This window comes from Paraburkholderia bryophila (assembly GCF_013409255.1).
Lineage (GTDB): Bacteria > Pseudomonadota > Gammaproteobacteria > Burkholderiales > Burkholderiaceae > Paraburkholderia.
Genome location: NZ_JACCAS010000002.1, coordinates 2,082,600 through 2,108,720 on the forward strand (window position 1 = coordinate 2,082,600; position 26,121 = coordinate 2,108,720).

The window sequence follows — 26,121 nt, forward strand, 5'->3', positions numbered from 1 at the left end:
AAACCCGGCAGGCGGGGCAATCAGGGCTGCTTTCAGGGCTGCTTTTAGAACTCGTGCGGCGGATCGTCAGTTGATTGACTCGTACGCCGCTCTGTCGCTCCGCTGCGTGTGCCGAGCGCTTCCCTTAAACGATTTCGACGCGGCCTTCGCCACCCACCATCTCACCGATCACGCGCGCGTCGCTGAAACCATCGGCGCGGAACAGTGCGAGCACGTCGTCGACGCATTCCGGTGCGCACGACACCAGCAGGCCGCCCGAGGTCTGCGGATCGGTGAGCAGCGTGCGCGCCGTCGCCGGCAACGAGGACGGCAACACGATGTCCTTGCCGTACGCGTCCCAGTTGCGACCCGACGCGCCGGTAAAAATGCCGGCTTCCGCGAGATTGAGCACGTCCGGCAGCCACGGCAGGTCGGCGTAGCGCACACGGGCCGTCAGATGGGAGCCACGCGCCAGTTCCAGCGTATGGCCGAGCAGGCCGAAGCCGGTGATGTCCGTCAGCGCATGCACACCGTCCAGCTTCGCCAGTTCGGCGCCCGGGCGATTGAGCTTGGTGGTCGCGCCGATCATCGCGGCGTAACCGGCGGCATCGAGCCGGTCTTTTTTCAGCGCCGCCGAGAGAATGCCGACGCCCAATGGTTTACCCAGAATCAGCACGTCGCCGGCCCGCGCGCCGGCATTGCGTTTGACGCGCTTCGGATCGACCACGCCCAGCGCGACGAGTCCGTAGATCGGCTCGACCGAATCGATCGAATGGCCGCCGGCGAGCGGAATGCCGGCCTCGGCGCAGACCGACTCGCCGCCCTTCAGCACGGCCGCGATCACCTCGTGCGGCAACACGTTGATCGGCATGCCGACGATCGCCAGCGCCATGATCGGCTTGCCGCCCATCGCGTAGACGTCGGACAGCGCGTTGGTCGCGGCGATGCGGCCGAAGTCGAACGGGTCGTCGACGATCGGCATGAAGAAGTCGGTGGTCGCGACGATCGCCTGCTCGTCGTTGAGCTTGTAGACGGCGGCGTCGTCGGCGGTATCGTTGCCGACCAGCAGGTCGGGGAAGAACGGCAGCGGCGCGCTGCGCTTGAGCAGATCGGCGAGCAGGCCGGGGGCGATCTTGCAACCGCAGCCGCCGCCGTGCGACAGACTGGTCAAGCGAGGCGACTGGGTGGCGGGCGTGGCGTTATCGGTCATGGTGGTGCTGAAGCTCGGACTGGGAATGACCGCATTATGCGGGTAGTTCGGGTGCAGGGCTTTGAGCGTGACCTGGCGTACGGCCAGGCGCGCGACCGCGCTAGCGTTTCATTGACTCGCTATTGAATCGGCTATGCCGCTTCATATTTGACAATGTATTCAATCCGCCAAGATATGAAGCACGACACTATTTCCGCCCCTATAATCAACTCAGCATCCCAAAAAGAGCCGAGGCCGATACATGCCCCACATGTCCCGGCGACAATTCCTGAAGGTGTCCGCCACCACGCTGGCCGGATCGAGTCTTGCCCTGCTGGGCTTCTCGCCGGTGCCCGCGTTAGCGGAAGTCCGTCAGTACAAGTTGTCGCGTACCACTGAAACCCGCAACACCTGTCCGTATTGCTCGGTCGGTTGCGGCATCCTGATGTACGGACTCGGCGACGGCGCCAAGAACGCCAAGTCCAGCATCATCCATATCGAAGGCGATCCCGATCATCCGGTCAATCGCGGCACGCTGTGCCCGAAGGGCGCGAGCCTGATCGACTTCATTCATAGTCCGAGCCGTCTGAAGTATCCCGAGCATCGTGCGGCCGGCGCGAATGAATGGACGCGTATTTCCTGGGAAGACGCGCTCGACCGCATTGCGAAGCTGATGAAGGAAGACCGCGACGCCAACTTCGTCGAAACGACGCAAGACGGCAAGAAGGTCAACCGATGGCTGACCACCGGCATGCTTGCAGCATCTGCCGGTAGCAACGAAGTGGGTTATTTGACGCACAAGACTGCCCGCAGTCTTGGCATGCTGGCGTTCGACAATCAGGCGCGTGTTTGACACGGTCCGACGGTGGCAGGTCTTGCCCCGACGTTTGGCCGTGGAGCGATGACGAACCATTGGGTCGACATCAAGAACGCGGACGTGATTCTCGTGATGGGCGGCAATGCGGCCGAGGCGCACCCGTGCGGTTTCAAGTGGGTCACTGAAGCGAAGGCGCACCGCAAGGCCAGACTGATCGTGGTCGATCCGCGCTTTACGCGTACGGCCTCGGTCGCGGACTATTACGCGCAGATACGCACCGGCTCGGACATTGTGTTCCTCGGCGGGGTGATCAACTATCTGCTCACGAACGACAAGATTCAGCACGAGTACGTGAAGAACTACACGGACATGTCGTTCATCGTTCGTGAGGATTTCTCGTTTGCCGATGGGCTGTATTCCGGCTACGACGCCGACAAGCGCAAGTACGACCGGAGTTCGTGGAACTACGAACTCGGCGACGACGGCTTTGCGAAAGTCGATCCGACCATGCAGCACCCGCGCTGTGTTTATCAATTGTTGAAGCAGCACTACGCGCGCTATACGCCCGAGCAGGTCGAGAGTACCTGCGGCACGCCGAAGGACAAGTTTCTCAAGGTGTGCGATATGCTGGCCTCGACAGCGGTGCCGGGGCGCGCCGGCACCGTACTGTATGCGCTCGGCTGGACGCATCATTCGGTCGGCGCGCAGATCATTCGCACGGGCGCGATGGTGCAATTGCTGCTGGGCAACATCGGCATTGCGGGCGGCGGCATGAACGCGCTGCGCGGTCATTCGAACATTCAGGGGTTGACCGACCTCGGCCTGATGTCGAACCTGTTGCCGGGCTATATGACGTTGCCGATGGAAGACGAGCAGGACTTCGACGCCTTCATCACCCAGCGCGCAACGCAGCCGTTGCGGCCGAATCAGTTGAGCTACTGGCGCAACTATCGCGCGTTTCACGTGAGCTTTATGAAGTCCTGGTGGGGCGATAACGCGACCGCCGAGAACCACTTCGCCTACGACTATCTGCCGAAGCTCGACAAATCGTACGACCTGCTGCAAGCCTTCGAACTGATGAATCAAGGCAAGATGAACGGCTACCTCGCGCAGGGCTTCAACCCGCTCGCCGCGGCACCCAACAAGGCAAAGATCGGCGCGAGTCTGGCCAAACTGAAGTGGCTCGTCGTCATGGACCCGCTCGCCACTGAAACATCGGAGTTCTGGAAGAACTTCGGCGAGTTCAACGACGTCAATCCGGCGGCGATTCAAACCGAAGTATTCCGTTTGCCGACCACCTGTTTCGCGGAAGAGCGCGGTTCGCTGGTCAGTTCCAGCCGCGTGCTGCAATGGCACTGGCAAGGCGCGGACGGACCGGGCGAAGCGAAGAGCGACCTCGAGATCATGTCGGGGCTGTGGCTGCGCATACGCGAGGCTTATCGAAAAGACGGCGGCAAGTATCCCGATCCGATCCTGAAGATGAGCTGGCCGTACGCCGATCCGGAAAGCCCGACACCCGATGAACTCGCGATGGAGTTCAGCGGCAAGGCGCTCGCCGACGTTACGGATCCCAAGGACTCCACCAAAGTGCTCGTCAAAAAAGGCGAGCAGCTGTCGGGCTTCGCGCAGTTGCGCGACGACGGCAGCACCGCGAGCGGCTGCTGGATTTTCTGCGGCGCGTGGACCGAGGCGGGCAATCAGATGGGCCGGCGCGACAACTCCGACCCGACCGGGATCGGCAATACGCTGAACTGGGCATGGGCCTGGCCGGCCAATCGGCGGATTCTGTACAACCGCGCTTCATGCGACGTCAGCGGCAAACCGTTCGACCCTACGCGCAAGCTGATCGCGTGGAACGGCACGGCGTGGACGGGGCCCGACATTCCCGACTTCAAGGCGGATGAGCCGCCGGAAAACGGCATGAACCCGTTCATCATGAATCCAGAAGGCGTGGCGCGTTTCTTCGCGCGCGACGGTCTCGTGGAAGGCCCGTTCCCCGAGCACTACGAGCCGTTCGAAACGCCGCTCGGCTACAACCCGCTGCATCCGCAGAACAAAGCGGTGGTCAGCAATCCGGCGGCGCGCGTGTTCCCGGACGACCGCGCCGCGTTCGGCACGCACGAGAACTTCCCGCATACGGCGACCACGTATCGTCTGACTGAACATTTCCACTACTGGACCAAGCACGCGCGTTTGAATGCGATCGTGCAGCCGCAGCAGTTCGTGGAGATCGGCGAGGATCTGGCGAAAGAGGTCGGCGTGGTCGCGGGCGATCGCGTGAAGGTGTCGTCCAATCGCGGGTACATCATTGCGGTGGCGCTCGTCACCAAGCGGATCAAACCGCTGATGATCGAAGGCAAGAAAGTCCAGACCGTCGGCTTGCCGCTGCATTGGGGTTTCAAGGGGCTCGCGAAACCGGGCTATCTCGTCAATACGCTGACGCCTTCCGTGGGCGATGCGAATTCGCAAACACCGGAATTCAAGTCGTTCCTCGTCAAGGTCGAAAAGGCATAAGGAACAGAGATGGCACTGCAATCACTGGATATCAAACGCCTGTCGGCCACGACCTTGCCTGAACCGCAAGTGCGTGTGCCGGTCACGGGCACGGTCGCCAAGCTCATCGACGTGTCGAAGTGCATTGGCTGCAAGGCATGTCAGACCGCCTGCATGGAATGGAACGATCTGCGCGACGAGATCGGCATTACGACCGGCGTCTACGACAACCCGCGCGATCTGAGCGAGCATTCGTGGACCGTCATGCGGTTTTCCGAATACGAGAACGAGGAAGGCGATCTCTCGTGGCTGATCCGCAAGGACGGCTGCATGCACTGCGAGGATCCGGGCTGTCTGAAGGCGTGTCCGTCGCCGGGAGCGATCGTGCAGTACACGAACGGCATTGTGGATTTCCACGAGGAAAACTGCATTGGCTGCGGCTATTGCGTGACCGGTTGCCCGTTCAACGTGCCGCGCATTTCGAAGCAGGACAATCGTGCTTACAAATGCACGCTGTGTTCGGATCGCGTGGCGGTCGGTCAGGAACCGGCGTGCGTGAAGACCTGCCCGACCGGCGCGATCATGTTCGGCACCAAAGAGGACATGAAACAGCAGGCCTCGGACCGTATCGAGGATCTGAAAGAGCGCGGTTTTCAGAACGCCGGTCTGTACGATCCCGCGGGTGTGGGCGGTACGCATGTGATGTATGTGCTGCATCATGCCGACAAGCCGACGCTGTATCACGGCCTGCCGCTGAACCCGAAGATCAGCGTGATGGTTTACTTGTGGAAGGGACTCGCGAAGCCGCTGGCGCTCGCCGGCATCGCGTTCGCGGCGCTGGCCGGCTTCTTCCACTACACGCGGATCGGTCCGAACGAGGTGTCCGAGGAGGACGAAGCCGAAGCCCAGCACGAAGCCGACGAGGTACGCCGTTCTCAGGAGGCCCCCGATGAAACACGGTGAGCAAGGCGAGTTGAAGGACATCAAAGGCCACAGCCTGATCGAGCGTTACACGCCGAATGAGCGGACGAATCACTGGATCACCGCGATCAGCTTCGTGCTGCTCGCGCTTTCCGGGCTGGCGATGTTTCACCCGGCCATGTCGTGGCTCTATGCGATCTTCGGCGGCGGGCAGTGGACGCGGATTCTGCATCCGTTCGTGGGCTGCGTGATGTTTCTGTCGTTCCTGATTCTTGCGCTGCGCTTCTGGCATCACAACTATCTCGACCGCGCCGACATACAGTGGATGAAGCAGATCGGCGACGTGCTGAACAATCGCGAAGAAAAACTCCCCGCCATCGGCAAATACAACGCCGGTCAAAAGCTGCTATTTTTCACCATGGTGATGTGCCTGCTGCTGTTGCTGGCAAGCGGCATCGTGATCTGGCGACGCTATTTCTCGTTCTATTTCCCGATCGAGATCATTCGTTTCGCGGCGCTGGTGCATGCGGCCGCGGCGTTCGTCCTGATCGTCGGGATCGTCGTGCATATCTATGCGGCGCTGTGGATCAAAGGATCGATCGGTGCGATGACGCGCGGCACGGTGACGTATGGTTGGGCGAGAAAGCATCATCCGAACTGGTTCAAGGAAATTATCGGCAAGTCGGATTGAAGCCAGCCGCGCGGTTTTTTGCGCGCCGCACTCCGGGCCGCCGCTTGGGTTCATAGGAACGGCGGCGGCTTTTCAGTTTTTAGAGGTCAACACTGTGGTCCAACGTATTCTCGAAGCCGGCGACATCGAAGCGCTCGATCACACCGCGATTCCGCGTATTCGTACGCCGGAACGGCTCGCGGTGTTTGCGACGCGTGCCGCGCGCCTGCGTCAACTGGCGGCGCAGAGCAATCCGATTGCCGGCTATTTGCGCCTGATGGCCGTGCTGGCCGACGCGCAGCAAGCCGTGATGACGGGCTTCAAGGCGCGGCCGCCGAGCCCCGAGTTGATCGCGAGCGCGCAGTTGCATTCCATGCCGCTGATTCCGGCGCTCTCCGGCGTGCGCGATCCGGCGTGGCACGACGTGCTGCGCCAGTTGCTCAGCAAGGTGGAAGGCGCGGGTCCGCTGACACCGCCGCTCGTGGCGTTGATCGGCAAGCTGCGCACGCTCGACCGCGCCACGCTCGAAGCGCAGGCCGATGCGATCTTCGCGCAGCGCTTCGGCGAAGTCGATCCGGCGAGCGCGCCGTTCATCATGGCCGCGCTGCAAGTGGTGTGGACCGATCTCGCCGCCGACATCGACAGGCGCACGGTGCCGTACATCGAGATATTGGGCCTATGTCCCGTTTGCGGATCGCATCCGGTCGCGAGCCTCGTGCGCGTGGGCGGCGCGTATGACAATTACCGCTACCTGCAATGCGGCCTGTGCGCGACCGAGTGGCACATGGTCCGCACGAAATGTTCGAATTGCGATTCGACCAAGGGCATTGCCTATCACGCCGTCGGTTCGCCCGACGCCGACGAAACCGAGCGCGAGGCCGCGACCCGAAATGCCGCCCTGAAGGCGGAATCCTGCGACGAATGCCATACTTACCGCAAGATCGGCATTCAGTCGAAAGACTACGATTTCGAACCGTTCGCGGACGATCTCGCCAGCCTCACGCTGGATCTGCTGATGGGCGCGGAGGGCTACCGGCGCGCGTCGCCGCATCCGTGGCTGTGGCCCGAACAGGCCGACCCCGCGGACGAGTCTTCCAGCGAGTCGGATTAGAACGACGAGAAGGGGATTGCTTCGTGAGTGATGTCAGCGGCTCCGAATTGCGGGCGCTCATGGCGCGTGTGCCGTCCGTCGAAAAGGTCATGGCGTCGCCGGAGTTCGCGGCGCTGGTGGACGCGTATGGCCGCAGCCAGGTGCTGACGGTGTTGCGCGACGCACTCGACCACTGGCGTGCGAGCGCACAGTCGGGCGATGCGTCGGTTAGCGCGCTCGATGTTGCACGTTTGCAGGCCGTGGTCGATAGCGCGCTGCGCCGGCGTAACCGCTCGCGTTTGCAGAGCGTGTTCAATCTGACCGGTACGGTACTGCATACCAATCTCGGCCGCGCCCTGCTGCCGGATGAAGCGGTGCAATCCGTGATGAAAGCGCTCACGCAGCCCGCCAACCTCGAATTCGATCTCGACTCCGGCAAGCGTGGCGATCGCGACGATCTGGTCGACGAACTCATCGGCGAACTGACCGGCGCCGAGGCCGCGACCGTGGTCAATAACAATGCCGCCGCGGTGTTGCTCACGCTCTCCGCGTTGGCGTCGAAGAAAGAAGTCATCGTGTCGCGCGGCGAGCTCGTCGAGATTGGCGGCGCGTTCCGGATTCCCGACATCATGAGTCGCGCGGGCGCCAGGCTGCGCGAAGTCGGCACGACGAATCGCACGCATCTGAAAGATTACGAGGAAGCCATCGGCCCGCGCACCGCGCTGCTGATGAAAGTCCACGCGAGCAATTACGCGATCAGCGGATTCACCAAAGAGGTCGGCGTCGACGCGATCGCGTCGCTGGCGCATGCGCGCGGCCTGCCGGTCGCGGTGGATCTGGGCAGCGGCACGCTGGTCGATCTCGTGCAATGGGGCTTGCCGCGCGAGACGACCGTGCGCGAAACCGTCGAAGCGGGTGCGGATCTCGTCACGTTCAGCGGAGACAAATTGCTGGGTGGACCGCAGGCGGGGTTGATCGTCGGCCGGCGCGATCTGATCGCGAAGATCAAGAAGCATCCGCTCAAGCGTGCGCTGCGTGTCGGCAAACTGACGCTTGCGGCGTTGGAGCCGGTTTTGCAGCTTTATCGCGCGCCGGAGAAACTCGCCGAGCGGTTGACTACGCTGCGCTTACTCACACGCGCCGCCGACGATATCCGGCTCGCCGCGGAGCGCGTGCAGCCGGTCTTGCAGCGCGCGATCGGCGAGCGCTATGCGGTGCTGGCCGAGCCGATGTTCAGCCAGATCGGCAGCGGTGCTTTGCCGGTCGACGTGTTGCCGAGCTACGGCCTTGTGATCAGAACCGCGGACGGCAAGCGCGGCGGCCGTCAGTTGCTCGCGTTGGAGAAGCTGCTGCGCGAGATGGCGCGGCCGGTGATCGGCCGTATCGCGGATGACGCATTGCGTCTCGATCTGCGCTGTCTCGAAGCCGCCGACGAATTGCAATTGATCGACCAACTTATCGAGCAACTGAAGGGCGCGCCCGCATGATCGTAGGTACGGCAGGGCATATCGACCACGGCAAGACTAGTCTGGTGAAAGCGCTGTCGGGCGTGGATACCGATCGTCTGAAGGAAGAGAAAGCGCGCGGCATTTCAATCGAGTTGGGCTATGCGTACGTGCCGCTTGAGAACGGTGAGGTACTCGGTCTGATCGACGTGCCGGGTCACGAGAAGCTGGTGCATACCATGGCCGCCGGGGCGAGCGGTATCGACTTCGCGCTGCTCGTGATCGCCGCCGACGACGGTGTCATGCCGCAAACGCGCGAGCATCTGGCGATTATCGAACTGCTCGGTATTCAACGCGGTGCGGTTGCGTTGACCAAGATCGATCGGGTGGATGAGCCGCGTCTACGGGAAGTGCGCGATGAAGCGGCCGCGTTGCTGAGCGGCAGCATACTGCAGGATGCGCCTGTGTTCGAAACCTGCGCGACGCGGCCCGACGATACCGGTGTGGCCGCGTTGAAGGCGCATTTGCATGCAGCCGCCGCAGCGTGGCAGATGAAACGCGACGACGGTCTGTTTCGTCTCGCGGTGGATCGCGTCTTCACCCTGGTCGGGCAAGGCACGATCGTGACGGGGACAGTGGTGTCGGGCAGCGTGAGCGTCGGCGATACGATGCTGCTGGCGCCGAAAAATCAGCCTGTGCGTGTGCGGAGTATTCACGCGCAGAATCGTCCGGCGCAACGCGGACGAGCGGGTGAACGCTGTGCGTTGAATCTCGCTGGCATTGAGAAGAGTGCGATAGAACGGGGTGACTGGATTGTCGATCCGCGTTTGTCGCAAGCGTCGGAACGTATCGACGTCATGTTGAATCTACTCGCCGATGCGTCGCTCAAGCTGGAGCATTGGGCGCCGCTGCATGTTCATCTGGGCACGCAGCATCAGGTGGCGCATGTTGCGTTGCTCGATGGCGAAACACTTGGCGCGGGTCAACAGGCACGCGTGCAACTCGTGTTCGAGCGGCCGATGTGCGCGCTGCCGGGTGATCGGTTCGTGGTGCGCAACGCGCAGGCTAGTCGCACGGTGGGCGGTGGGCGGGTGCTCGATCCGTTTGCGCCGTCGCGTAAGCGTCGCTCGGTTGAGCGGCTGGCGTGGCTCGATGCAATTCAAAACATGCTCGATACCGGCGCGCTCGATGCGCTGTTTGCAAGAGCGCCGTATGGGTTGTCGCGCTCGTTGCTTGAGCGGTTGACGGGACGGCCCGCGGCCGCGCTTGCGTCTGCGTTGCCGCGCGACACTCGCGCTGTCGAGCTTCATGGCGACGATGCTTTGCTGGTCGCGGAGGCGTCATGGTTGGCGCTGGCGAACCGGTTGATCATATCGCTCGGTCAGTACCACGAGCGTTCGCCGGATGAATTAGGCCCGGACGTGTCGCGTTTGCGGCGTATCGCTGCGCCATTGGTTGACGATGCGCTGTGGCGCGCCTTGGTCGACGATGCGGCTGCGCGTGGGGACATCGTTAAACGCGGGCCATGGTTGCATCTGCCGGATCATGCAGTGACGCTCGACGACGCCGATCAAACGCTCGCCGCAGCGTTGCTGCCTGTGGTGAAAGCGGGGCGCTTCGATCCTCCATGGGTGCGCGATCTTGCGACGGCGCATGGCGTTTCGGAAGAACGCATGCGGCTATTGATGCGCAAGCTCGCGCGGCAAGGCGAGCTGTTTCAGGTCGTGCGTGACCTCTTTTATCACCAGGATGTGATTCGCGAACTGGCGGCGATCGCGGCCGATGAAGCTGAAAAAAATAGCGGTACGGTCGCCGCGGCGCCGTTTCGCGATGTCACCGGGCTGGGGAGAAAACGCGCGATCCAGCTTTTGGAGTTCTTTGATCGGGTTGGCTATACTCGCTTCCACCGTGGCCTGCATCTCATGCGCGCGGAGAGTCGTTGGCTCGATCTGCTTTGAAACGCAATGTGCAGTTCACGTAGCTCAAGTACTTCAAGTAGTTCAATCACCGTAGGAAGGCATTCGCATCCGGTGGTGCGGCTGGGCTTCAAACCCAGTTGAGCGTGTCAGACACGCTCAGGTCGGTTCGACTCCGGCTGCCTTCCGCCAGATAAGCCTGCCCGGGCATTCCGATATTTTCCGAAAACGTCCTCTAGATTGCCGATTTCAATTCGGTTTATGGGTAACGGCGTGCTTGCTGATTCCCGTAAGGCGTAAGACGGTTTACGCGTGAAGTATGGGCTACCCACATGGTTTTTGTGTTTTCGTACGACACGGGCTGGTGTGCGTCGGCACGAGGAAGCACGGTTTTTTATGAAACAAAGGATGGTATCGTTTCGACGTGATGCCATGGCCCGTCCGAACCGGTCTATATGGTGAGTGACGGCGACATCGCCGCGTTTGGTGGCGACGAAGTGGACAGCATCAAGGAGGAATATGCCGACGGTGACGAGTAAAAAAAACCTGCGAAGAGACTCGCACCAGTGGTACGAGAAACCGGTGCGGCGAAGGACTATCCGGCCTTGCTGGCCGAGGTGAAAGCACGCATTCAGTCTGCACAGTACGCGGCGCTACGCGCGGTCAACAAAGAGCTGGTAGGCTTGTACTGTGACATTGGGCAATTGATTGTCGAGCGACAGTAAAGCTAAGGTTGGGGAAAAGCCGTGGTAGCGCAGCTCGCAGCCGACCTTCAGGTGAACTTCCCAGGAACAGGGGGCTTCTCGGCGTCAAACCTATGGCGGATGAAAAGCTTTTTTGAGAGCACGCAGCAAGGCAAAACTCGCACCACTGGTGCGAGAAATCGGCTGGAGCCATAACCTGGTCATCCTCGAACGCTGCAAGGATACACACGAGCGCGAATTCTACCTGCGGATGACACGCAAATTCGATTGGTCGAAGAACGTACTCGCGCACCAGATCGACAACCAGAGTTACGAGAAGTCGCTCCTGGGCCAGACCAGTTTCGACAAAACGCTAACCCCGGCATTGCGTGCGCAGGCCAAGCTGGCGGTGAAGGACGAATACGCGTTCGACTTCCTTGAGCTTGGTGGGCAGCATGGCGAGCGCGAGCTGATTGCCCGAATCGAGGACTTCCTGCTTGCAATGGGTGGCATGTTCGCGTTCATAGGAAGTCAGGAACGGATGGAGGTGGAAGGCAAGGAATATTTCATCGACCTGCTGCTGTTCCATCGGCGTTTGCGAGCGTTGGTCGCCATCGAATCGCGCGCGAGCCCATCGGTGTAGCGACCGACGAAATCACCAAGACGCTGCCGAAGAAGCTGAAGGATCAGTTGCCATCGCCTGAAGCCATCGCCCGCCTGCTGGAGAACCTATGAGATTGACCGATATCAGAATGTCTCGACACTGCCGAGACATCTGCATCGAAACCATCTTGGGCAAACTTAGCAAGGCCTGGCATCAACAATAGTGGGGATGCTTTTCTTTCAGGAGATTAACGACGCGCACGACGGGTTTAACGAAACGCCAACAAGCCATTTTTACGCGTCGTTCAACCACGGCATTTCCACCGGCGACACCACCAGCTGTCGGAGCTCGCGTTTCAGTTCGAAGATGAACCCCACCAGGATCATCGAGTCGGCGTAGGGAATGGGGAATACAAGCGGATTCTCCGCCGAGCGTAAGGGGCGCGTGGGCGTGTCCGCTGTCGTCGCGGCGTTCGCGCGGACGCTCTCCAGTTCGTCGACCATTGCTTGCCCGCTTACTTTCAGGACGCGGTTACGCAGGTCGCTGAACGGTTCGATACGCGCCCCGTCTTCGTGGTATTCAGGTACTTCATAGATGAACCAGGACATTTGAAGCTCCTAAGAAAAGGTCCGTTATTCTAGCAGCGGACAAATCGATGCTACGGCGCACGCAGCACCAGACCGCACGCTTCGCCGGATCGCTGCTGGTTTACCCCTTCCCGTTGCCCGTCAAAAAGTCCCATCCAATCTAAGTTTTATGCATGGACCCATCGCCTTCCGCGCAATTAACCTTGCCGAATGGCTCGATACGCCTTGCACGTCGAAACGACTTAAAGCCGTTAGGCATGCCTCGGATTTAGCCATACAAAAAAATAAATATTAATAAAGCACCGGTTTATCGATGCGGATAAAAATGGAGACATTGCATGAAAAGGTTTAGCACTCTAGCGTCCGGCGCGGTCTTGTCCTGCGCATGCGCCACCCCCGCGTTCGCGCAGTCCACGGTCACACTGTATGGCGTGCTCGACAATGGCTTCGTCTATCAAAGTTCGAGCGGCAGCAATTCGGCGATCCGCGCCGTACCCGGCGGACTCTTCGCCACACGTTACGGCTTCAAGGGCAGCGAGGATATCGGCGGCGGCTTGCACGTCAATTTCCAGTTGGAGCAGGCTTTCTCCGGTCAGACGGGGGCGGCGACCAACCCGGCCGAAGCGTTTAATCGTCTGGCGTATGTCGGGCTGTCCGGCGGTTTCGGCGAAGTCCGCTTCGGCTTGCAAAACTCGCCGCAATACGACGTGCTGCAAGCGGCAATGGATCCTTCATGGGTGAAAAGCATTGCGTCGCCCATGAATAATTTCAACGGCCTGATCATCCGCGCGAATAATGGTATTTCCTATTACACGCCCACGTATGACGGACTGAATGCCAAATTCATGGTGGCATTGCGTGATTCGTCGAACGGGTCGGGCAACGGCATCGGGTTCTACAACGTGGTCGTCCAGTACATCAACGGGCCGCTGAATGTGGCGGCCGGCTACGAACGAGGCGACGAACCCAGCGTCGGCGCGGGTGGCAGTTACACGCTGGCGGGCGGTGCTGCCGCGGGCCCAGGCGCGGTACTGAACGTGTTCAACGCGGGCGCTTCGTATGCGATCGGGGCCAACCGGATCTGGCTGGCGTTTCACACGGAGAACCTGACCCATACGCCGAAATACCTGCAGCACGACGTCTACCAGATATCGGACTCGTATCAGCTGTCGCCCTTCGCTTTACTCTCGCTCATGTACGGTTACGCGCACGACCGCACGGGCGCGGGCAACAACGCGCAGCAACTGGGTCTGCTTTTCGAGTACTCCCTGTCCAAATCGACCGAACTCTATTCGGCGGCCGGCTTTATCCAGAACAGGAACAAGGCGGCTTACACGCTTTCGGGAACCGCGTATTCGGGTCTTGCGACCACGCCCGGCACCGACACGCGCGGCATCGGGGTCGGCCTGGTCCACAAGTTCTGAGGCCTCGGTACACGGCCCGCATCACCATCGCGAGCCGATCTACAAAAGTGCCATTGAATGTAACTTTTGTGTAGGGACGCGAGACCCATCCTCCCATATTCTTAACCTACCGAGACGACGCGTCAGGCGCTGGGGCCTTCATCCAGATGCCGGCGACGACTAATTCACAGGAGAGGATGTTGACCAAGAAAGTCCCGCTCAAGATCGCAATCGCTGAGCACCCGCACACGTCGGCCATCCGTAACGGTTCGATTCCCATCGAGGGTGTCGAGGCGGAATTTGTCACCGTTCAGCCGCAGATCGGCGCATTCCGACGGATGGTTCGTGACGTCGAATTCGACGTTTGCGAGCTGGCGCCGACCACTTACATTATCGCTCGCGCTTATGGCGCGCCGTTCGTCGGTCTGCCGATTTTCGTGGTTCGGCGCTTTCACCACGGCGGCCTGCTGGTTCGCCCGGACGCCGGCATCAAGCATCCGAAGGATCTGGAAGGCAAGAAAGTCGGCGTGCGCGCGTACTCGGTCACCACCGGCGTGTGGACCCGACAGGTGCTGATCGACGAGTTCGGCCTGGATTCGTCGAAGGTCACGTGGGTGGTCGATGACGAAGAACACGTGACGCAACTGAAGTTGCCGGAAAACGTGATCCACGCGCCGCAAGGTAGCTCGCTCGCGGAAATGATGGCGTCGGGCGACTTGTCGGCAGGGTTTGCCGCTGCGGCAGGCATTGGCCGCACCGGTGCGCCCACGGGCGGCTGGAAGGAGGTCGAAGCCGATTACCCGGATCTGCTGCCGAACGCGGCCGAACTCGAAACCGAGTACTACGCGCGCACCGGCGTTTATCCGATGCACGGCACGATCGTGGTCAAGGATTCGGTACTGGCTGAACACCCGTGGATCGCGAAGTCGATTTACGACGCTTTCGCGCAGGCCAAGAAGGAATGGCTGGCACGTCTGGATGCCGGCGAGGCGACGGCCGTGAGCGACAAGAAGTATCTGGAATTGCGCAGGATTGTCGGTCACGACCCGCTGCCGTACGGTCTGCAGGAAAACCTGAAGACGATCGAAACGCTGGAAGCGACCGCGTTCAAGCAGGGGCTGACGCCGCGCCGTATGTCGATCAGCGAATTGTTCGTGGACCCGCTGGCTAGCTGAGCTGAATGCATTGGAGTGGAGACAACATGATTATCGATTGCCACGGTCACTTCACGACCGTTCCTGCTTCGTTCCGCGCATGGCGCGCCACGCAGGTTGAATTCGCCAACGATCCGACGAATGCTCCGTCACTCGACGGCGCACGTGTCAGCGACGACGAAATCCGCGAAGCTATCGGCAACGGTCAACTGAAGCTGCAACGCGAACGCGGCAGCGACCTGACGCTGTTTTCGCCGATCGCCGGCCTGATGAGCCATCACCTGGGCAACGAACGCACGAGCCTGGAATGGGCCCGCGTGTCGAATGATCTCGTGCATCGCGTCACCGAACTCTATCCGGACAACTTCGCGCCGGTCTGCCAGTTGCCGCAATCGCCGGGCGTCGCGCCGGGAAACAGCGTCGCCGAATTGCGCCGCTGTGTCGAGGAACTCGGCTTTGTCGGCTGCAACCTGAATCCGGACCCGAGCGGCGGCTACTGGACCGGCAAGCCGGTGACCGATCGCGAGTGGTATCCGATGTACGAAGCGCTGTGCGATCTGGACGTGCCCGCGATGATCCACGTGGCGGCATCGTGCAACCCATGTTTCCACGGGACAGGTGCCCACTATCTGAATGCGGACACGTCGGTGTTCATGCAGATTCTGCAATCGGACCTGTTCAAGGATTTCCCGTCGCTGCGTCTCGTGATTCCGCACGGCGGCGGCGCGGTGCCTTATCACTGGGGCCGCTATCGCGGGATGTCGCTGGAAATGCGCGACCGTCCGCTCGAAGGTTTGCTGAACAACATCTTTTTCGACTCGTGCGTGTATCACAAGCCGGGTGTCGAATTGCTGACGAAGGTGATCCCCGCCGACAACGTGCTGTTCGGCTCGGAAATGATCGGCGCGGTACGCGGCAAGGATCCGGCAACGGGTCAGTACTTCGACGACACCAAGCGCTATATCGACGCTTGCGAGGCGCTGTCGGACGAAGATCGCTACAAGATCTTCGAGGGTAACGCGCGTCGCGTGTATCCGCGCCTCGATGCGCGCCTGAAGGCGCAAGGCAAATAAGCGAGAGCCGCCTGCAATCCGGACCAGCACAGAGACACTCATGACAATCGTTGATATTCACCCGCACATCATCTCCGACGACGAAACGCGCTATCCGCCCGCGCCGTTGTTCGGCACGCGTTCGGACTGGTCGAAGGAGCGCCCGACTACCGTCGAAACGTTGATCGAATCGATGGACGCCGCCGGTGTCGCGAAGGCCGCCGTGGTTCATTCGTCGACAACCTATGGTTTCGACAACAGCTACGTCGTGGACGGTTGCGCTCAATACGCCGATCGCCTGGTGGCAGTCGGCTCCGTCGACGTGCTGCAGGCGGATGCGCCGGCACGTATCCGTGAGTGGGTTGAGCGCGGCCTCGCCGGTCTGCGCCTGTTCACCGGCGGCAGCACGAAGGAATTCGATCCGAGCGAGCTGGACGATCCGCGTTCGTTCCCGGCATGGGAACTGTGCGGTGAACTCGGCCTGCCGATGTGCATCCAGACCGGCCCGATCGGCCTGCCGCAAGTGACGGCGCTGGCGAAGCGTTTCCCGAACGTGGCGATTGTTCTGGATCACCTGGGTCGACCGGAAGTCGCGGACGGCGCACCCTACGCCAAGGCACAAAGCCTGTTCGAGCTGGCGCCGCTGGAAAACATCTACATGAAGCTCACGCCGCGCATTTTCGGTGACGTGAAGAAGGAACAGGCGAGCGCCGACACGTTCTTTCCGCGCGTGGTCGACGCCTTCGGCGCGCAACGCATGGCGTGGGGCTCGAACTACCCGACCTCGCCGGGCACGCTCGCGGAGATTCTTGCGACCGCCCAGGCGGGTCTGGCAAGCTTGAGCGAAGAAGATCGCGCATGGATCTTCGGTAAGACGGCACAGAAGCTATATCCGGCGCTGGCCTGAGTGTTTGCTGGTTCCGGACCGGCCGCTCATCCGGCTGAAGGGCGCTCGCAAGGCGCCCGGCATGCAGAGGCATCAACCTAAGAGAAACAAGATGGAGACAAGCAATTCTGGACGACCGGGGTTGGCAAACCGCTGGGCCGTACTCGCGCTCCTCGCGCTCGGTGTGCTGATTTCCTTTGTCGATCGCACCAGCATTTCGTCCACGCTGGCAGACCCGGGCTTTGTTCAGCACTTTGCGCTGACGAACATCGACCGCGGCTGGATCAACGCGGCCTTCTTCTGGTCGTATGGCGTGTTTCAGGTGCCGATGGGCTGGGTGGCGGACCGTTATGGCGTGAAATGGCCGTATGCGATCAGCTTCGCGGCGTGGTGTCTCGCCACTGCGCTGATGGGGGCGGTGACGGCGCTGGCGAGCCTGGTCGTGATGCGCCTGATCATCGGCATGGCCGAGGCGATTGTGATTCCCGCGAGCTATCGCTGGATTCGCAACAACTTCGACGAAAGTCAGAACGGACTTGCCGTCGGCATTCTGGCGATGGGCAACAAGTTTGGTCCCGCGATCGGTGCGCCGGTCGGCGCGTGGTTCATCGTCAACTATTCGTGGAAGATGATGTTCGTCGCAACCGGCCTGGTCGGGCTGCTCTGGCTCGTGCCCTGGTTGCTGATGGTGCGTAACGACATGCCGACCAAAGCGGCGCTGACGCAGGCCGATCGCGGCGCCCGCACGGTGACGTTTGGCAGCATCCTGTCGAGCCCGGTGGTGTGGGGCGGCATGGTCACCAACTTCTGTTACGGCTATTTCACGTTCTATTGCATGACGTGGATGCCGTCGTATCTGGTCGAACAACGCGGTCTGTCGATTACGCGCTCCGGACTCTTCACGTTCTTCAGCTTCGCCGGCATCGCAATTGTCGCGGCACTCGCGGGCTGGGCCGCCGATCGCATCATCGCGCGAGGCCATAACCCGATCACGGTGCGCAAGGTATTCACGATCGCGGGTTTTATCGGCGGATGCACGGTGCTGTTCGGCGCCTACGCGCCGACGCTGCACATGGCGCTGTTCTGGAATGTGTTGTCGCTGTCGCTACTCGGCCTGGTGACGGCCAACAACCTGGTGTTGTCGCGTTTGACGCTGATCCCGAAGCAGACCATTGGTCTCGTCACCGGCGTGCAGCAGCTCGCCACGAGTCTCGCCGGCGGTGTGGCGGCGAGCCTGTCGGGCTGGCTGCTGCACGTAAGTGGAAGCTACGACCTGCCCATGATGGTGATTCTCGGATTCCTCGTCGTCGGCGCGCTGGCCACCGCCATTCTATACCGCCCCGAATGGGCTCCGAAGGTGACCGAGTCCCACGGCTCGCTGCGGCGAGCCTAAGCAATCACGGGCTGGCCGGACCACTGAAACAACCGGCCTTGTTGAACACATTAATTCACTGAGAAACGTAAATGGCGAAGATCGTATTCGGGATGGCGGTGCCGCACAGTGGCATGCTGGGTCAGGCACCTGAGGACTGGCTCAAGAACGGGGAGCGCGACCGTAACAATCCGGAACTGTGGTTCCGTAACCGGACATGGACCTATCCGGAACTCGAAGCGCACCGTGGCGCCGCTTTCGAAAAATACCTGAGCATCGAGGAGCGCACCGAACGCGCCGCGCGCTGCCGTACCGCACTCGACGAAATGGCCGCGGCCTATCGCGAAGCGAAAGTCGATGTCGCGATCATTCTGGGCAAGGATCAGAAAGAAATCTTTACGGATTTCTCGCCGTCGATCGCGATCTACACCGGCGAGGAAGTGCACAACGGTCCGCCGCAACGCTCGGTGTACGCGCCCGACCATCACGTCACGCACGCGTGTCATCCGAAGCTGGCGAAATATCTGATCGACCATTTCCAGCGCGAAAACTTCGATCTGACCGATCTGTTCGCATGGCCCGATAACGTGTGGATGAAGCCGCTGCCCGAGTATCCGGTGGTGCCGCATGCGTACAGCTTCGTGTATCACCAGATCATGGGCGACAACCCGCCGCCGCATGTGCCGGTCATCATGAACTGCTTCTATCCGCCGACCCAGCCGTCCATGGCGCGTTGCATCGAGTTCGGCCGCGTGCTGCGTGATGCGATCAATGCATGGCCGGACGACGTGCGCGTCGGCATCTTCGCGTCGGGCGGCCTGTCGCACTTCGTCAACGACGAAGAGTTCGACCACAGCATCATGAAGATGCTGGCCGCCTACGACTACGACGGTCTCGCCGCGGTGGATGACCGTTCGTACCAGTCGGGCACCTCCGAAATCAAGCTCTACGTCAGCGTGATGAAGGCGGTACAGGAGACGGGCGCCGAAATGACGCTGGTGGACTACGTGCCCTGCTGGCGCACGGCAGCAGGCACCGGCGAAGGCATGGGCTTCATGTACTGGAAAGCGGCCGACTGAGCGGGCCACGCCGACTTTACGCATCCCATTCACGAGAGAGAAAGACCATGAGCGACACTCGCCTCAACAGCATCATTCGCGCATTCGAATCCGGCAAAGCCGCTTACACGGCATTTGCCAAGCTGGACAAGCAGACCGCGATCGAGATGAGCGATGCACCGTACGACGGCATCGTCTTCGAAATGGAACACAACCCGTACGACGTGTCGGCGCTCGGCGATGCACTGCAATACATGCTGAACCGTAAGCAGATTGCCGAATCCGCTTCGGTCTCGCCGCGTGTGACGCCGATTGCGCGTATTCCGGCCAATGGCGTCGAAATGAATCAGGCGTTTGCCAAGCAGGTGCTCGATCGCGGCGCGTACGGCGTGGTGTGGCCGCATGTTGCAACGGTCGAGCAGGCGTATAACGCGGTCGCGTCGTGCCGTTATGCCCGTCCGAAGAACGCGCCGCTGTATGAGCCGAAGGGCGCACGCGGCGACGGTCCCGCTACAGCCGCGCGGTACTGGGGCCTCAGCATGCCGGAGTACTACAGGAAGGCCGACGTGTGGCCGCTCGCCCCGGAAGGCGAAATCCTGGTCGGTCTGATGTGTGAAAGCACCGAGGCGATCGAGAACCTCGACGACATACTGTCGAATGTGCCGGGTATTGGCTTCATCCTGATCGGCGAAGGCGATCTTAGCCAGCAACTCGGCCTGCCGCGCCAGTATGAGCATCCGGAAGTACTCGACGCCATGCGCAGGATCGTCGACACCTGCCACAAGCACGATGTGGTGGTCGGCAATCCGCACACCACCTCGAAGAATCATGAGCGTCTCGTCAAGGAAGGTTATCGCTTCCTGATGTCGGCGCCGCAACGCAGCTACGGCGTCGTCGGCGCGGCCCGTGAGCTGGCGGGGTATTAAATGAACGGAGCCGAAAGCCTGGTCCAGACGCTCACCGATCAGGGCGTCGATATCTGTTTCGCGAATCCGGGTACTTCGGAGATGCACTTTCTGAAGGCGCTGGAGAACCCGCTGATGCGCAGCGTGCTGTGCCTGTTCGAAGGCGTTTGCACGGGCGCTGCGGACGGCTATTACCGGATGAAGGGTACGCCGGCGTCCACGCTGCTGCACCTCGGGCCGGGGCTCGCGAACGGACTGGCCAATATCCACAATGCGAAGCGCGCGTCGTCAGGCATGGTCAACATCGTGGGCGAGCATTCGGCCTCGCACCTGAAGTACGATCCGCCGCTGACCTCCGATATCGAAGGGCTGGCGCGTCCGCTGAGCCATTGGGTACGTCGCGTCGAGTCGTCAAACACAGTGGCATGGGATGTCGCCGCCGCGGTGAAGAAGGCGAGCGAACACGTGGGTCAGATCGCCACGCTGATCCTGCCGGGCGATGCGTCGTGGCAGGAAGTGGGTAATCCCGTTATGCCGGTCGTGCCGCCGCGTGAGGTCGCCGCTGCGAAGGCGAAGGCCCCCGGTGCCGCGCGCGTCGAACACATCGCGAGGGTGTTGCACTCGGGCGAGCCCACGCTGATCGTTCTCGCGGGCCACGCCACGCGCGGCCGCGCGATTGAACTGGCGGGCAAGCTCAAAGCCGCAACCGGCTGCCGCATAGCGACGCAATTCTTCAGCGCGCGAATCGAACGCGGCGCGGGCCGTGTCACGCTCGAACGCATTCCATATGCCGTCGGACAGGCCGTCGAGTATCTGCAGGCATTCAAACACATCATTACGGTGGAAACCACCGAGCCGATCGCGTTCTTCAGCTATCCGGACAAGCCGAGTCTGCTGAAGTCGCCGGGTACGAGCGTGCACGAGCTGGTTGAAATCGGCGAAGACGGTGTGGCTGGCCTGGAGATGCTGGTGGACGCCGTGGGCGCGACGAACACGCGTGCGGTGCTCCAGCAGCGCGCGGACGCAACGCCGCCGACCGGCGCACTCGGACCGGCAAGCATCGCGCAGGCACTCGCTGCCGCGTTGCCGGAACACTGCATTCTCGTCGACGAATCGCTGACCACGGGCCGCGAAACGATGGGGCTGACCGTCGGCGCCGCGCCGCACGATCTCATCAACAACATGGGCGGCTCGATCGGCTACGGCACGCCGGTCGCAACCGGCGCCGCACTCGCCTGTCCTGAGCGCCGCGTGTTCTGCATGGTCGGCGACGGCAGCGCGATGTACACGATCCAGTCGCTGTGGACGCAGGCCCGCGAGAACCTGAACATTACGAACATCATCTTCGCGAACAACAGCTACGCGATCCTGAAGGCCGAGTACGCCAACATGGGTGCGGGTGCGCCGGGTGAGCGCGCGCTGGCGATGATCGATATCGATCGTCCGCGAATCGACTGGCTCGCGATGGCGAAAAGCATGGGCGTCCCCGCCGTTTCCGTCGACACCGCTGAAGCGTTCCACAAGGCGATGGCGAATTCGGTGAACGAGTCGGGCCCGTGTCTGATCGAGGTCAGACTGTAAATCTATTCAAGCATAAGGACTCACATTCATGACAACGACCCTCACCGACGTGCCGACGCTGCGCACCAACCTCGCCGATTACGCCGTCACGAAGGCCATGAAAGATGGCCGCGTGAGCTCGGATATCGTCAACCTCGATTTCTGCGGCCCGACGCCGGCGCACAACGGCTTCAAGGCGATGGTGCGCGAGAACCGGTTCGACGCGGGCGAACTCGCGATCGTCACGTTCCTGCAGGCGAAGGCGTATGGCAAGCCGTACGTATTGCTGCCCACACCGATCTCGGGCCGGTTCCAGCATCATTGCGCGGGCTATAACCTCGACTTCGGTCAGCTCGATCCGAAAGATATCGAAGGCAGGAAGGTCGGCGTTCGCACCTATACGCAAACCACCGCACTGTGGATTCGCGGCATTCTGCGTCACGAATACGGCGTCGATCTAGACAAAGTCCAGTGGATGACGCTCGGCGACGGCCACCTCGCCGAGTACCATGACCCGGACAATTGCGAGCGTCTGCCGGCCGGTTCGTCGATTCCGGACATGATGCTCAAGGGCGAACTGGCCGCTGCGCTGCTCGGTGAAGACATGCCGAAGGATGACCGCGTGCGCACGCTGGTGCCTGATGCGCAAGCTGCCGCGAAAGACTGGTTTGCACGCGAGAACGTCGTGCCGATCAATCATATGTTCGTCGTGCACGAAGACCTGTCGAAGCAGCGTCCGGATGTGGTGCGTGAAATCTACCGGATGGTGGTCGAGAGCCGCAAGCTCGCCGAGGGCGTGCCGGCCGTGTTCCCGCCGATCGGATTCGAAGCGAACCGCAAGAGTCTGCAACTCGCGATCGATTGGGCGCTGGATCAGAAGATCATTCCTCATCGCTTGTCGGTCGATGAACTGTTCGACGACGTCACAGGCAGTCTCGGCTAAATGCCGCCGCTCGACCACGCATAACTACACATAATTAACGGAGACATTTCGCTGTGTTCTTAAACTCGTCATTGAAAAGGCTCCTGGCTTATTCGGCCATAGGGGGCGGCTGGATTGTCATTTCATCCGGCGCGCAGGCTGGGACGCAAACGGCAACGCAAGGCACGGCCTTGCTCGACCGCCTGAGCCCCGTGACTTCCGATCTGTATGTGTCGAATGCCGACGGTTCCGGCGAGCACAAGCTGCTGCAGACGCCGGGTTTCGATTACCACGGCTCGTTCTCGAAAGACGGTCAGTGGGTCGTCTTTACGTCGGAGCGGGACGGCTACGGCGAGGCCAATCTGTATCGCGTGAAAGTGGATGGCACCGATCTGAAGCGGCTCACCGATCACATCGCCGTTGACGACGCCGCCGCCATTTCGCCGACCGATCCTAACGTGATCGCGTTTGTCTCGTCACGCCGTGGCAAAGACCATTTCGGGACCACCAACATCTGGACGCTGAACGTTGCAACTGGCGCGCTGAAAAACGTGACCGGTGATCTGAAGTTCGACCCGAGCAAGCCGCATAGCTTCTTCCGTCCGTCGTGGTCGCCGGATGGTAAGTGGATTGCACTGTCTTCCGACATGGGCTCCGAATGGCGTGGTCACAATCTGCCGGGCGGTTGGGAGCGCACGCAGGAAAGCAGCATCTATATCATTCGTCCCGATGGCTCGGGTTGGAAGAAAGTATCCAGCAACCCCGGCTTTGACGAGGGTTCGCCGTCGTGGTCGCCGGATGGCAAGCGCGTCGTGTTCTATGAGACGCCGGTTGAATCGACCTGGGGCGCACACCGTCCGGAACTGATCAACAAGGTCAGCTCGCAACTGGTGTCGGTCGATTTGTCCGACCTCTCGCGAAGCACGTTGACGTCGACGCCCGGCTTCAAGGTCTTCCCTCAATATATCTCGGACACCAATGTCGCTTATCACGTGAAGGGTGGCGACACCGAAGGTCTCTACACGACCGCCGGTACGTTCCGTTCGACGGCGAATACGGGCATTCGCTCGCCGCACTATTCGGCGGACGGCACCAAGGTGGTGTACGAAAAGATCACGATGCGCCCGGCACATCCGAACGGCACGGCAATGTTCAGCTTCGACCCGGCCTGGAACTATCGATATATCGACGTGTTCCCGCAGTTGTCGGCGGATCGCAAGAAGCTGGTGTACACCGAAAAGGCGATGGGCTCGTCGATTGCCATCATGAACCCGGACTTCACGGGCTATCAGCGCATTTACGATCCGGCCAGCAGCGGTCTCGATCCGGAGATGATCAAGAAAGGCCTGGCCGGCGCGTTCCAACCGACCTGGTCGCCGAATCGCGAGTGGGTGGCATTTGGCGTGGGTGACTGGTTCTTTACGCGCGGCATGGGTCCGGGCCGGATTGCGCGTATCAAGGCCGACGGCAGTATGGACAACAAGCCGGAAATCCTGACTGACGGTTCGATCAACGCCGGTTTCCCGAGCTACTCGCCGGACGGCAAGAAGATCGTGTATCGCGTGTGGAGCCCGAAAGTTCAAGGTCTGCGCATTCTGGATCTGGATACGCGCAAGACGACGGAGCTGACGACCGACGCGGACAACCTGCCGGGTTGGTCGCCGGATGGCAGCAAGATCGTATTCACGCGCAAGGAGATTAACCCGAGCGATCCGAACAAGTTCCACTACGACGTGTACACGATCAAACCGGATGGCACGGACGTGACCCGTCTGACCACGCCCGGCGCGAATCAGGGGCACGCGGTGTGGCTGTATGACGGTCGCATTGGTTATAGCTCGGGTGCTTATGGTTTCCGCGATGAACTCGCGCTGTACGACAACACGTTCCAGCCTGATGGTCAGAACTGGGTGATGAATGCTGACGGATCCGATCAGCACGCGATCACCGACACGCTGTGGGAAGATTCGATGCCGCTGTATGTGCCGAATCAATAAGTTGGTTGGCGGTATGACGTAGTCGAAGCGCCGTGCAAAAGCACGGCGCTTTTTTTCTTATTCACCCGCCTCACTCCGAACGCCTGCAGATGTTTGCGCGTCTGTCCGTGCCAGTTCGAGCGGCACGATGTCATTCACTTTCGGCGCCCACTTACGTTGAAGTAGCACCAGCGTACTCGTCGCACCGACCAGCAGGAACCCGAAGATCGCCATCAAGGGCAACTCATAACTGCCGCCGATATGGAGCAGCCAGCCCGAAAGACTGGCCGATACGCCGCCCGCAAGACTGGCCGATACGCCGCCCGCAAGACTGGTCGCCACCTGCTGCAACCCCGTGTTCAATCCCACGGCCTGCTTCGGAATCAACGTCAGTTTGCACAGGGCCAGCGTATTCGCGGTGACGAGGCCGAGCAGCGAGAGCGACAGCACGTTCCACAACAACGCCATCTGAAGAGACGGTGCATAAGCGCCGAGCAGGACAGTCGTTCCGCCGAGAAACCCCGCCACGATGAAACACTTGCGCACGACCACGGCATCGTTGCCGCGCGCGATGATGCGGTCCGCGCCCCATCCCGCGAGTGCCGCAACAATGGCGATGCCGACAAAGCTGAAGAACGTAAACAGCCCGGACTTCTCAAGCGACAGTCCGCGTTGCTCGACCAGATAGGCCGGCATCCACGTCATGCAGTAGAACGCGAAATAGCTGTAGCAGAAGTTATTGATCAGTCCGCCCCATACGACAGGGCTGGCCAGTAGATTTTTCAGCGGTACCGAAGAAGCGCGGTGAATCGCCGCTGCGAGTTCTTCTTTGGTCGGGTAATCGTTTCTGACCGTCAGCAGCCATGGCACCAGCCAGATCAGTCCGACAAGGCCGGTTGCAATGAACATCACGTTCCACGAATACGTGACGATCATCCAGGCCGCGATCGGCGCGCCGAGTGCCGGGCCCATTTTGCCGCCAATCGAAAAAATGCCGAGCGCGGTGCCTTTCTGCGTTTCTTCGAAGTTGTTGGCGAGGTAGCGATAGGTGGCCGGAACCACAACGGATTCGGCTACGCCAATCAGCAAGCGCATAACGATCAGCGCCGATAGGGTGGTCACCGCGCCGGTAGCAGCCGCTGCGATACACCACAGCACGAAGCAGATCGAATAAGGCCACTTCACGCCGTAGCGATCGACCAGCCAGCCCATCGGCATTTGTACGAGACCGTAGGACCAGAAGACCGCGGAGTTAAGCCAGCCACGCGCGATACTCGTCAGCGCGAATTCGCGGACAAAATGCTTGTCGGCCAGTGCGGAGGACAGGCTCGTGCGGTCGACAAAAGAGATCATCAGGCCGAGCGCGAGAAGCACGAGAATGCTCCAGCGGTTCGCGGCCTTTGGTCGTTCCCGTTGAGGTAGGGCCATTGGCGTCTCTC

The 26,121-nt window shown here is 61.1% G+C and carries 19 protein-coding genes, 1 tRNA gene and 1 pseudogene; 18 read left to right on the forward strand and 3 right to left on the reverse strand.

Features of this window, described 5'->3' with window-relative positions:
• Positions 1 to 124 precede the first annotated feature (124 nt).
• Positions 125 to 1,189 (reverse strand): selenide, water dikinase SelD, encoded by a 1,065-nt coding sequence (gene selD / locus GGD40_RS30300; RefSeq protein WP_179746124.1) that lies wholly within the window; start codon positions 1,187 to 1,189, stop codon positions 125 to 127.
• 241 nt (positions 1,190 to 1,430) lie between these two features.
• Here selD and fdnG point away from each other — a divergent pair, with 241 nt between their 5' ends.
• From fdnG to GGD40_RS37270, 8 genes and pseudogenes are all read left to right on the forward strand, one after another.
• Entirely contained in the window at positions 1,431 to 4,499 is a 3,069-nt protein-coding gene (fdnG, locus tag GGD40_RS30305) for a formate dehydrogenase-N subunit alpha (protein ID WP_179746125.1), read from the forward strand.
• 9 nt (positions 4,500 to 4,508) lie between these two features.
• Positions 4,509 to 5,441: a formate dehydrogenase subunit beta gene (fdxH, locus tag GGD40_RS30310; protein ID WP_179710673.1), complete on the forward strand. Its 933-nt coding sequence runs from the start codon at positions 4,509 to 4,511 to the stop codon at positions 5,439 to 5,441.
• The gene (locus GGD40_RS30315) at positions 5,428 to 6,090 is read left to right on the forward strand and encodes a formate dehydrogenase subunit gamma (protein WP_179746126.1); all 663 of its coding nucleotides are present in this window, start codon (positions 5,428 to 5,430) and stop codon (positions 6,088 to 6,090) included. The genes fdxH and GGD40_RS30315 overlap by 14 nt, the downstream gene beginning before the upstream one ends.
• 94 nt (positions 6,091 to 6,184) lie before the next feature.
• On the forward strand, positions 6,185 to 7,180 hold the full coding sequence (gene fdhE, locus GGD40_RS30320) for a formate dehydrogenase accessory protein FdhE (protein ID WP_179710669.1): 996 nt from the start codon (positions 6,185 to 6,187) through the stop codon (positions 7,178 to 7,180).
• A 23-nt stretch (positions 7,181 to 7,203) separates the two neighbouring features.
• A complete protein-coding gene (gene selA, locus GGD40_RS30325) occupies positions 7,204 to 8,646 on the forward strand; it encodes an L-seryl-tRNA(Sec) selenium transferase (RefSeq protein WP_179746127.1) in 1,443 nt (480 codons plus the stop codon).
• Positions 8,643 to 10,562, forward strand: a complete 1,920-nt coding sequence (gene selB, locus GGD40_RS30330; RefSeq protein ID WP_179746128.1) for a selenocysteine-specific translation elongation factor — start codon at positions 8,643 to 8,645, stop codon at positions 10,560 to 10,562. Before selA ends, selB begins: the two co-directional genes overlap by 4 nt.
• A 54-nt stretch (positions 10,563 to 10,616) precedes the next feature.
• Positions 10,617 to 10,712: transfer RNA gene (locus GGD40_RS30335), tRNA-Sec, on the forward strand.
• Between the two features lie 374 nt (positions 10,713 to 11,086).
• A pseudogene (locus tag GGD40_RS37270) lies at positions 11,087 to 11,938 on the forward strand (PDDEXK nuclease domain-containing protein).
• 162 nt (positions 11,939 to 12,100) lie between these two features.
• Here GGD40_RS37270 and GGD40_RS30345 read toward each other — a convergent pair.
• Entirely contained in the window at positions 12,101 to 12,415 is a 315-nt protein-coding gene (locus tag GGD40_RS30345) for a helicase (RefSeq protein ID WP_179710664.1), read from the reverse strand.
• 317 nt (positions 12,416 to 12,732) lie between these two features.
• Here GGD40_RS30345 and GGD40_RS30350 point away from each other — a divergent pair, with 317 nt between their 5' ends.
• From GGD40_RS30350 to GGD40_RS30395, 10 genes are all read left to right on the forward strand, one after another.
• On the forward strand, positions 12,733 to 13,818 hold the full coding sequence (locus GGD40_RS30350; RefSeq protein ID WP_179710662.1) for a porin: 1,086 nt from the start codon (positions 12,733 to 12,735) through the stop codon (positions 13,816 to 13,818).
• Between the two features lie 176 nt (positions 13,819 to 13,994).
• The gene (locus GGD40_RS30355; protein WP_179710660.1) at positions 13,995 to 14,972 is read left to right on the forward strand and encodes a PhnD/SsuA/transferrin family substrate-binding protein; all 978 of its coding nucleotides are present in this window, start codon (positions 13,995 to 13,997) and stop codon (positions 14,970 to 14,972) included.
• Between the two features lie 26 nt (positions 14,973 to 14,998).
• Complete coding sequence (locus GGD40_RS30360; protein WP_179746129.1) at positions 14,999 to 16,024, forward strand: amidohydrolase family protein; 1,026 nt, start codon at positions 14,999 to 15,001, stop codon at positions 16,022 to 16,024.
• Positions 16,025 to 16,064: 40 nt separating this feature from the next.
• Entirely contained in the window at positions 16,065 to 16,910 is an 846-nt protein-coding gene (locus GGD40_RS30365; RefSeq protein WP_179710658.1) for an amidohydrolase family protein, read from the forward strand.
• Positions 16,911 to 17,001: 91 nt separating this feature from the next.
• Positions 17,002 to 18,282: an MFS transporter gene (locus tag GGD40_RS30370; RefSeq protein ID WP_179746130.1), complete on the forward strand. Its 1,281-nt coding sequence runs from the start codon at positions 17,002 to 17,004 to the stop codon at positions 18,280 to 18,282.
• A 71-nt stretch (positions 18,283 to 18,353) separates the two neighbouring features.
• A complete protein-coding gene (locus tag GGD40_RS30375) occupies positions 18,354 to 19,340 on the forward strand; it encodes a protocatechuate 3,4-dioxygenase (RefSeq protein WP_179710656.1) in 987 nt (328 codons plus the stop codon).
• Positions 19,341 to 19,387: 47 nt separating this feature from the next.
• Entirely contained in the window at positions 19,388 to 20,245 is an 858-nt protein-coding gene (locus GGD40_RS30380) for an HpcH/HpaI aldolase family protein (RefSeq protein ID WP_179710654.1), read from the forward strand.
• A complete protein-coding gene (locus GGD40_RS30385) occupies positions 20,246 to 21,805 on the forward strand; it encodes an acetolactate synthase large subunit (RefSeq protein WP_179746131.1) in 1,560 nt (519 codons plus the stop codon). It abuts the gene before it with no gap.
• Between the two features lie 28 nt (positions 21,806 to 21,833).
• Positions 21,834 to 22,727, forward strand: coding sequence for a phosphate ABC transporter substrate-binding protein (locus tag GGD40_RS30390; RefSeq protein ID WP_179746132.1), 894 nt, complete (start codon positions 21,834 to 21,836; stop codon positions 22,725 to 22,727).
• 71 nt (positions 22,728 to 22,798) lie between these two features.
• Positions 22,799 to 24,703, forward strand: a complete 1,905-nt coding sequence (locus GGD40_RS30395) for a hypothetical protein (RefSeq protein WP_218901349.1) — start codon at positions 22,799 to 22,801, stop codon at positions 24,701 to 24,703.
• 57 nt (positions 24,704 to 24,760) lie between these two features.
• Here GGD40_RS30395 and GGD40_RS30400 read toward each other — a convergent pair whose 3' ends face one another.
• A complete protein-coding gene (locus GGD40_RS30400) occupies positions 24,761 to 26,110 on the reverse strand; it encodes an MFS transporter (RefSeq protein WP_179746133.1) in 1,350 nt (449 codons plus the stop codon).
• Positions 26,111 to 26,121 lie beyond the last annotated feature (11 nt).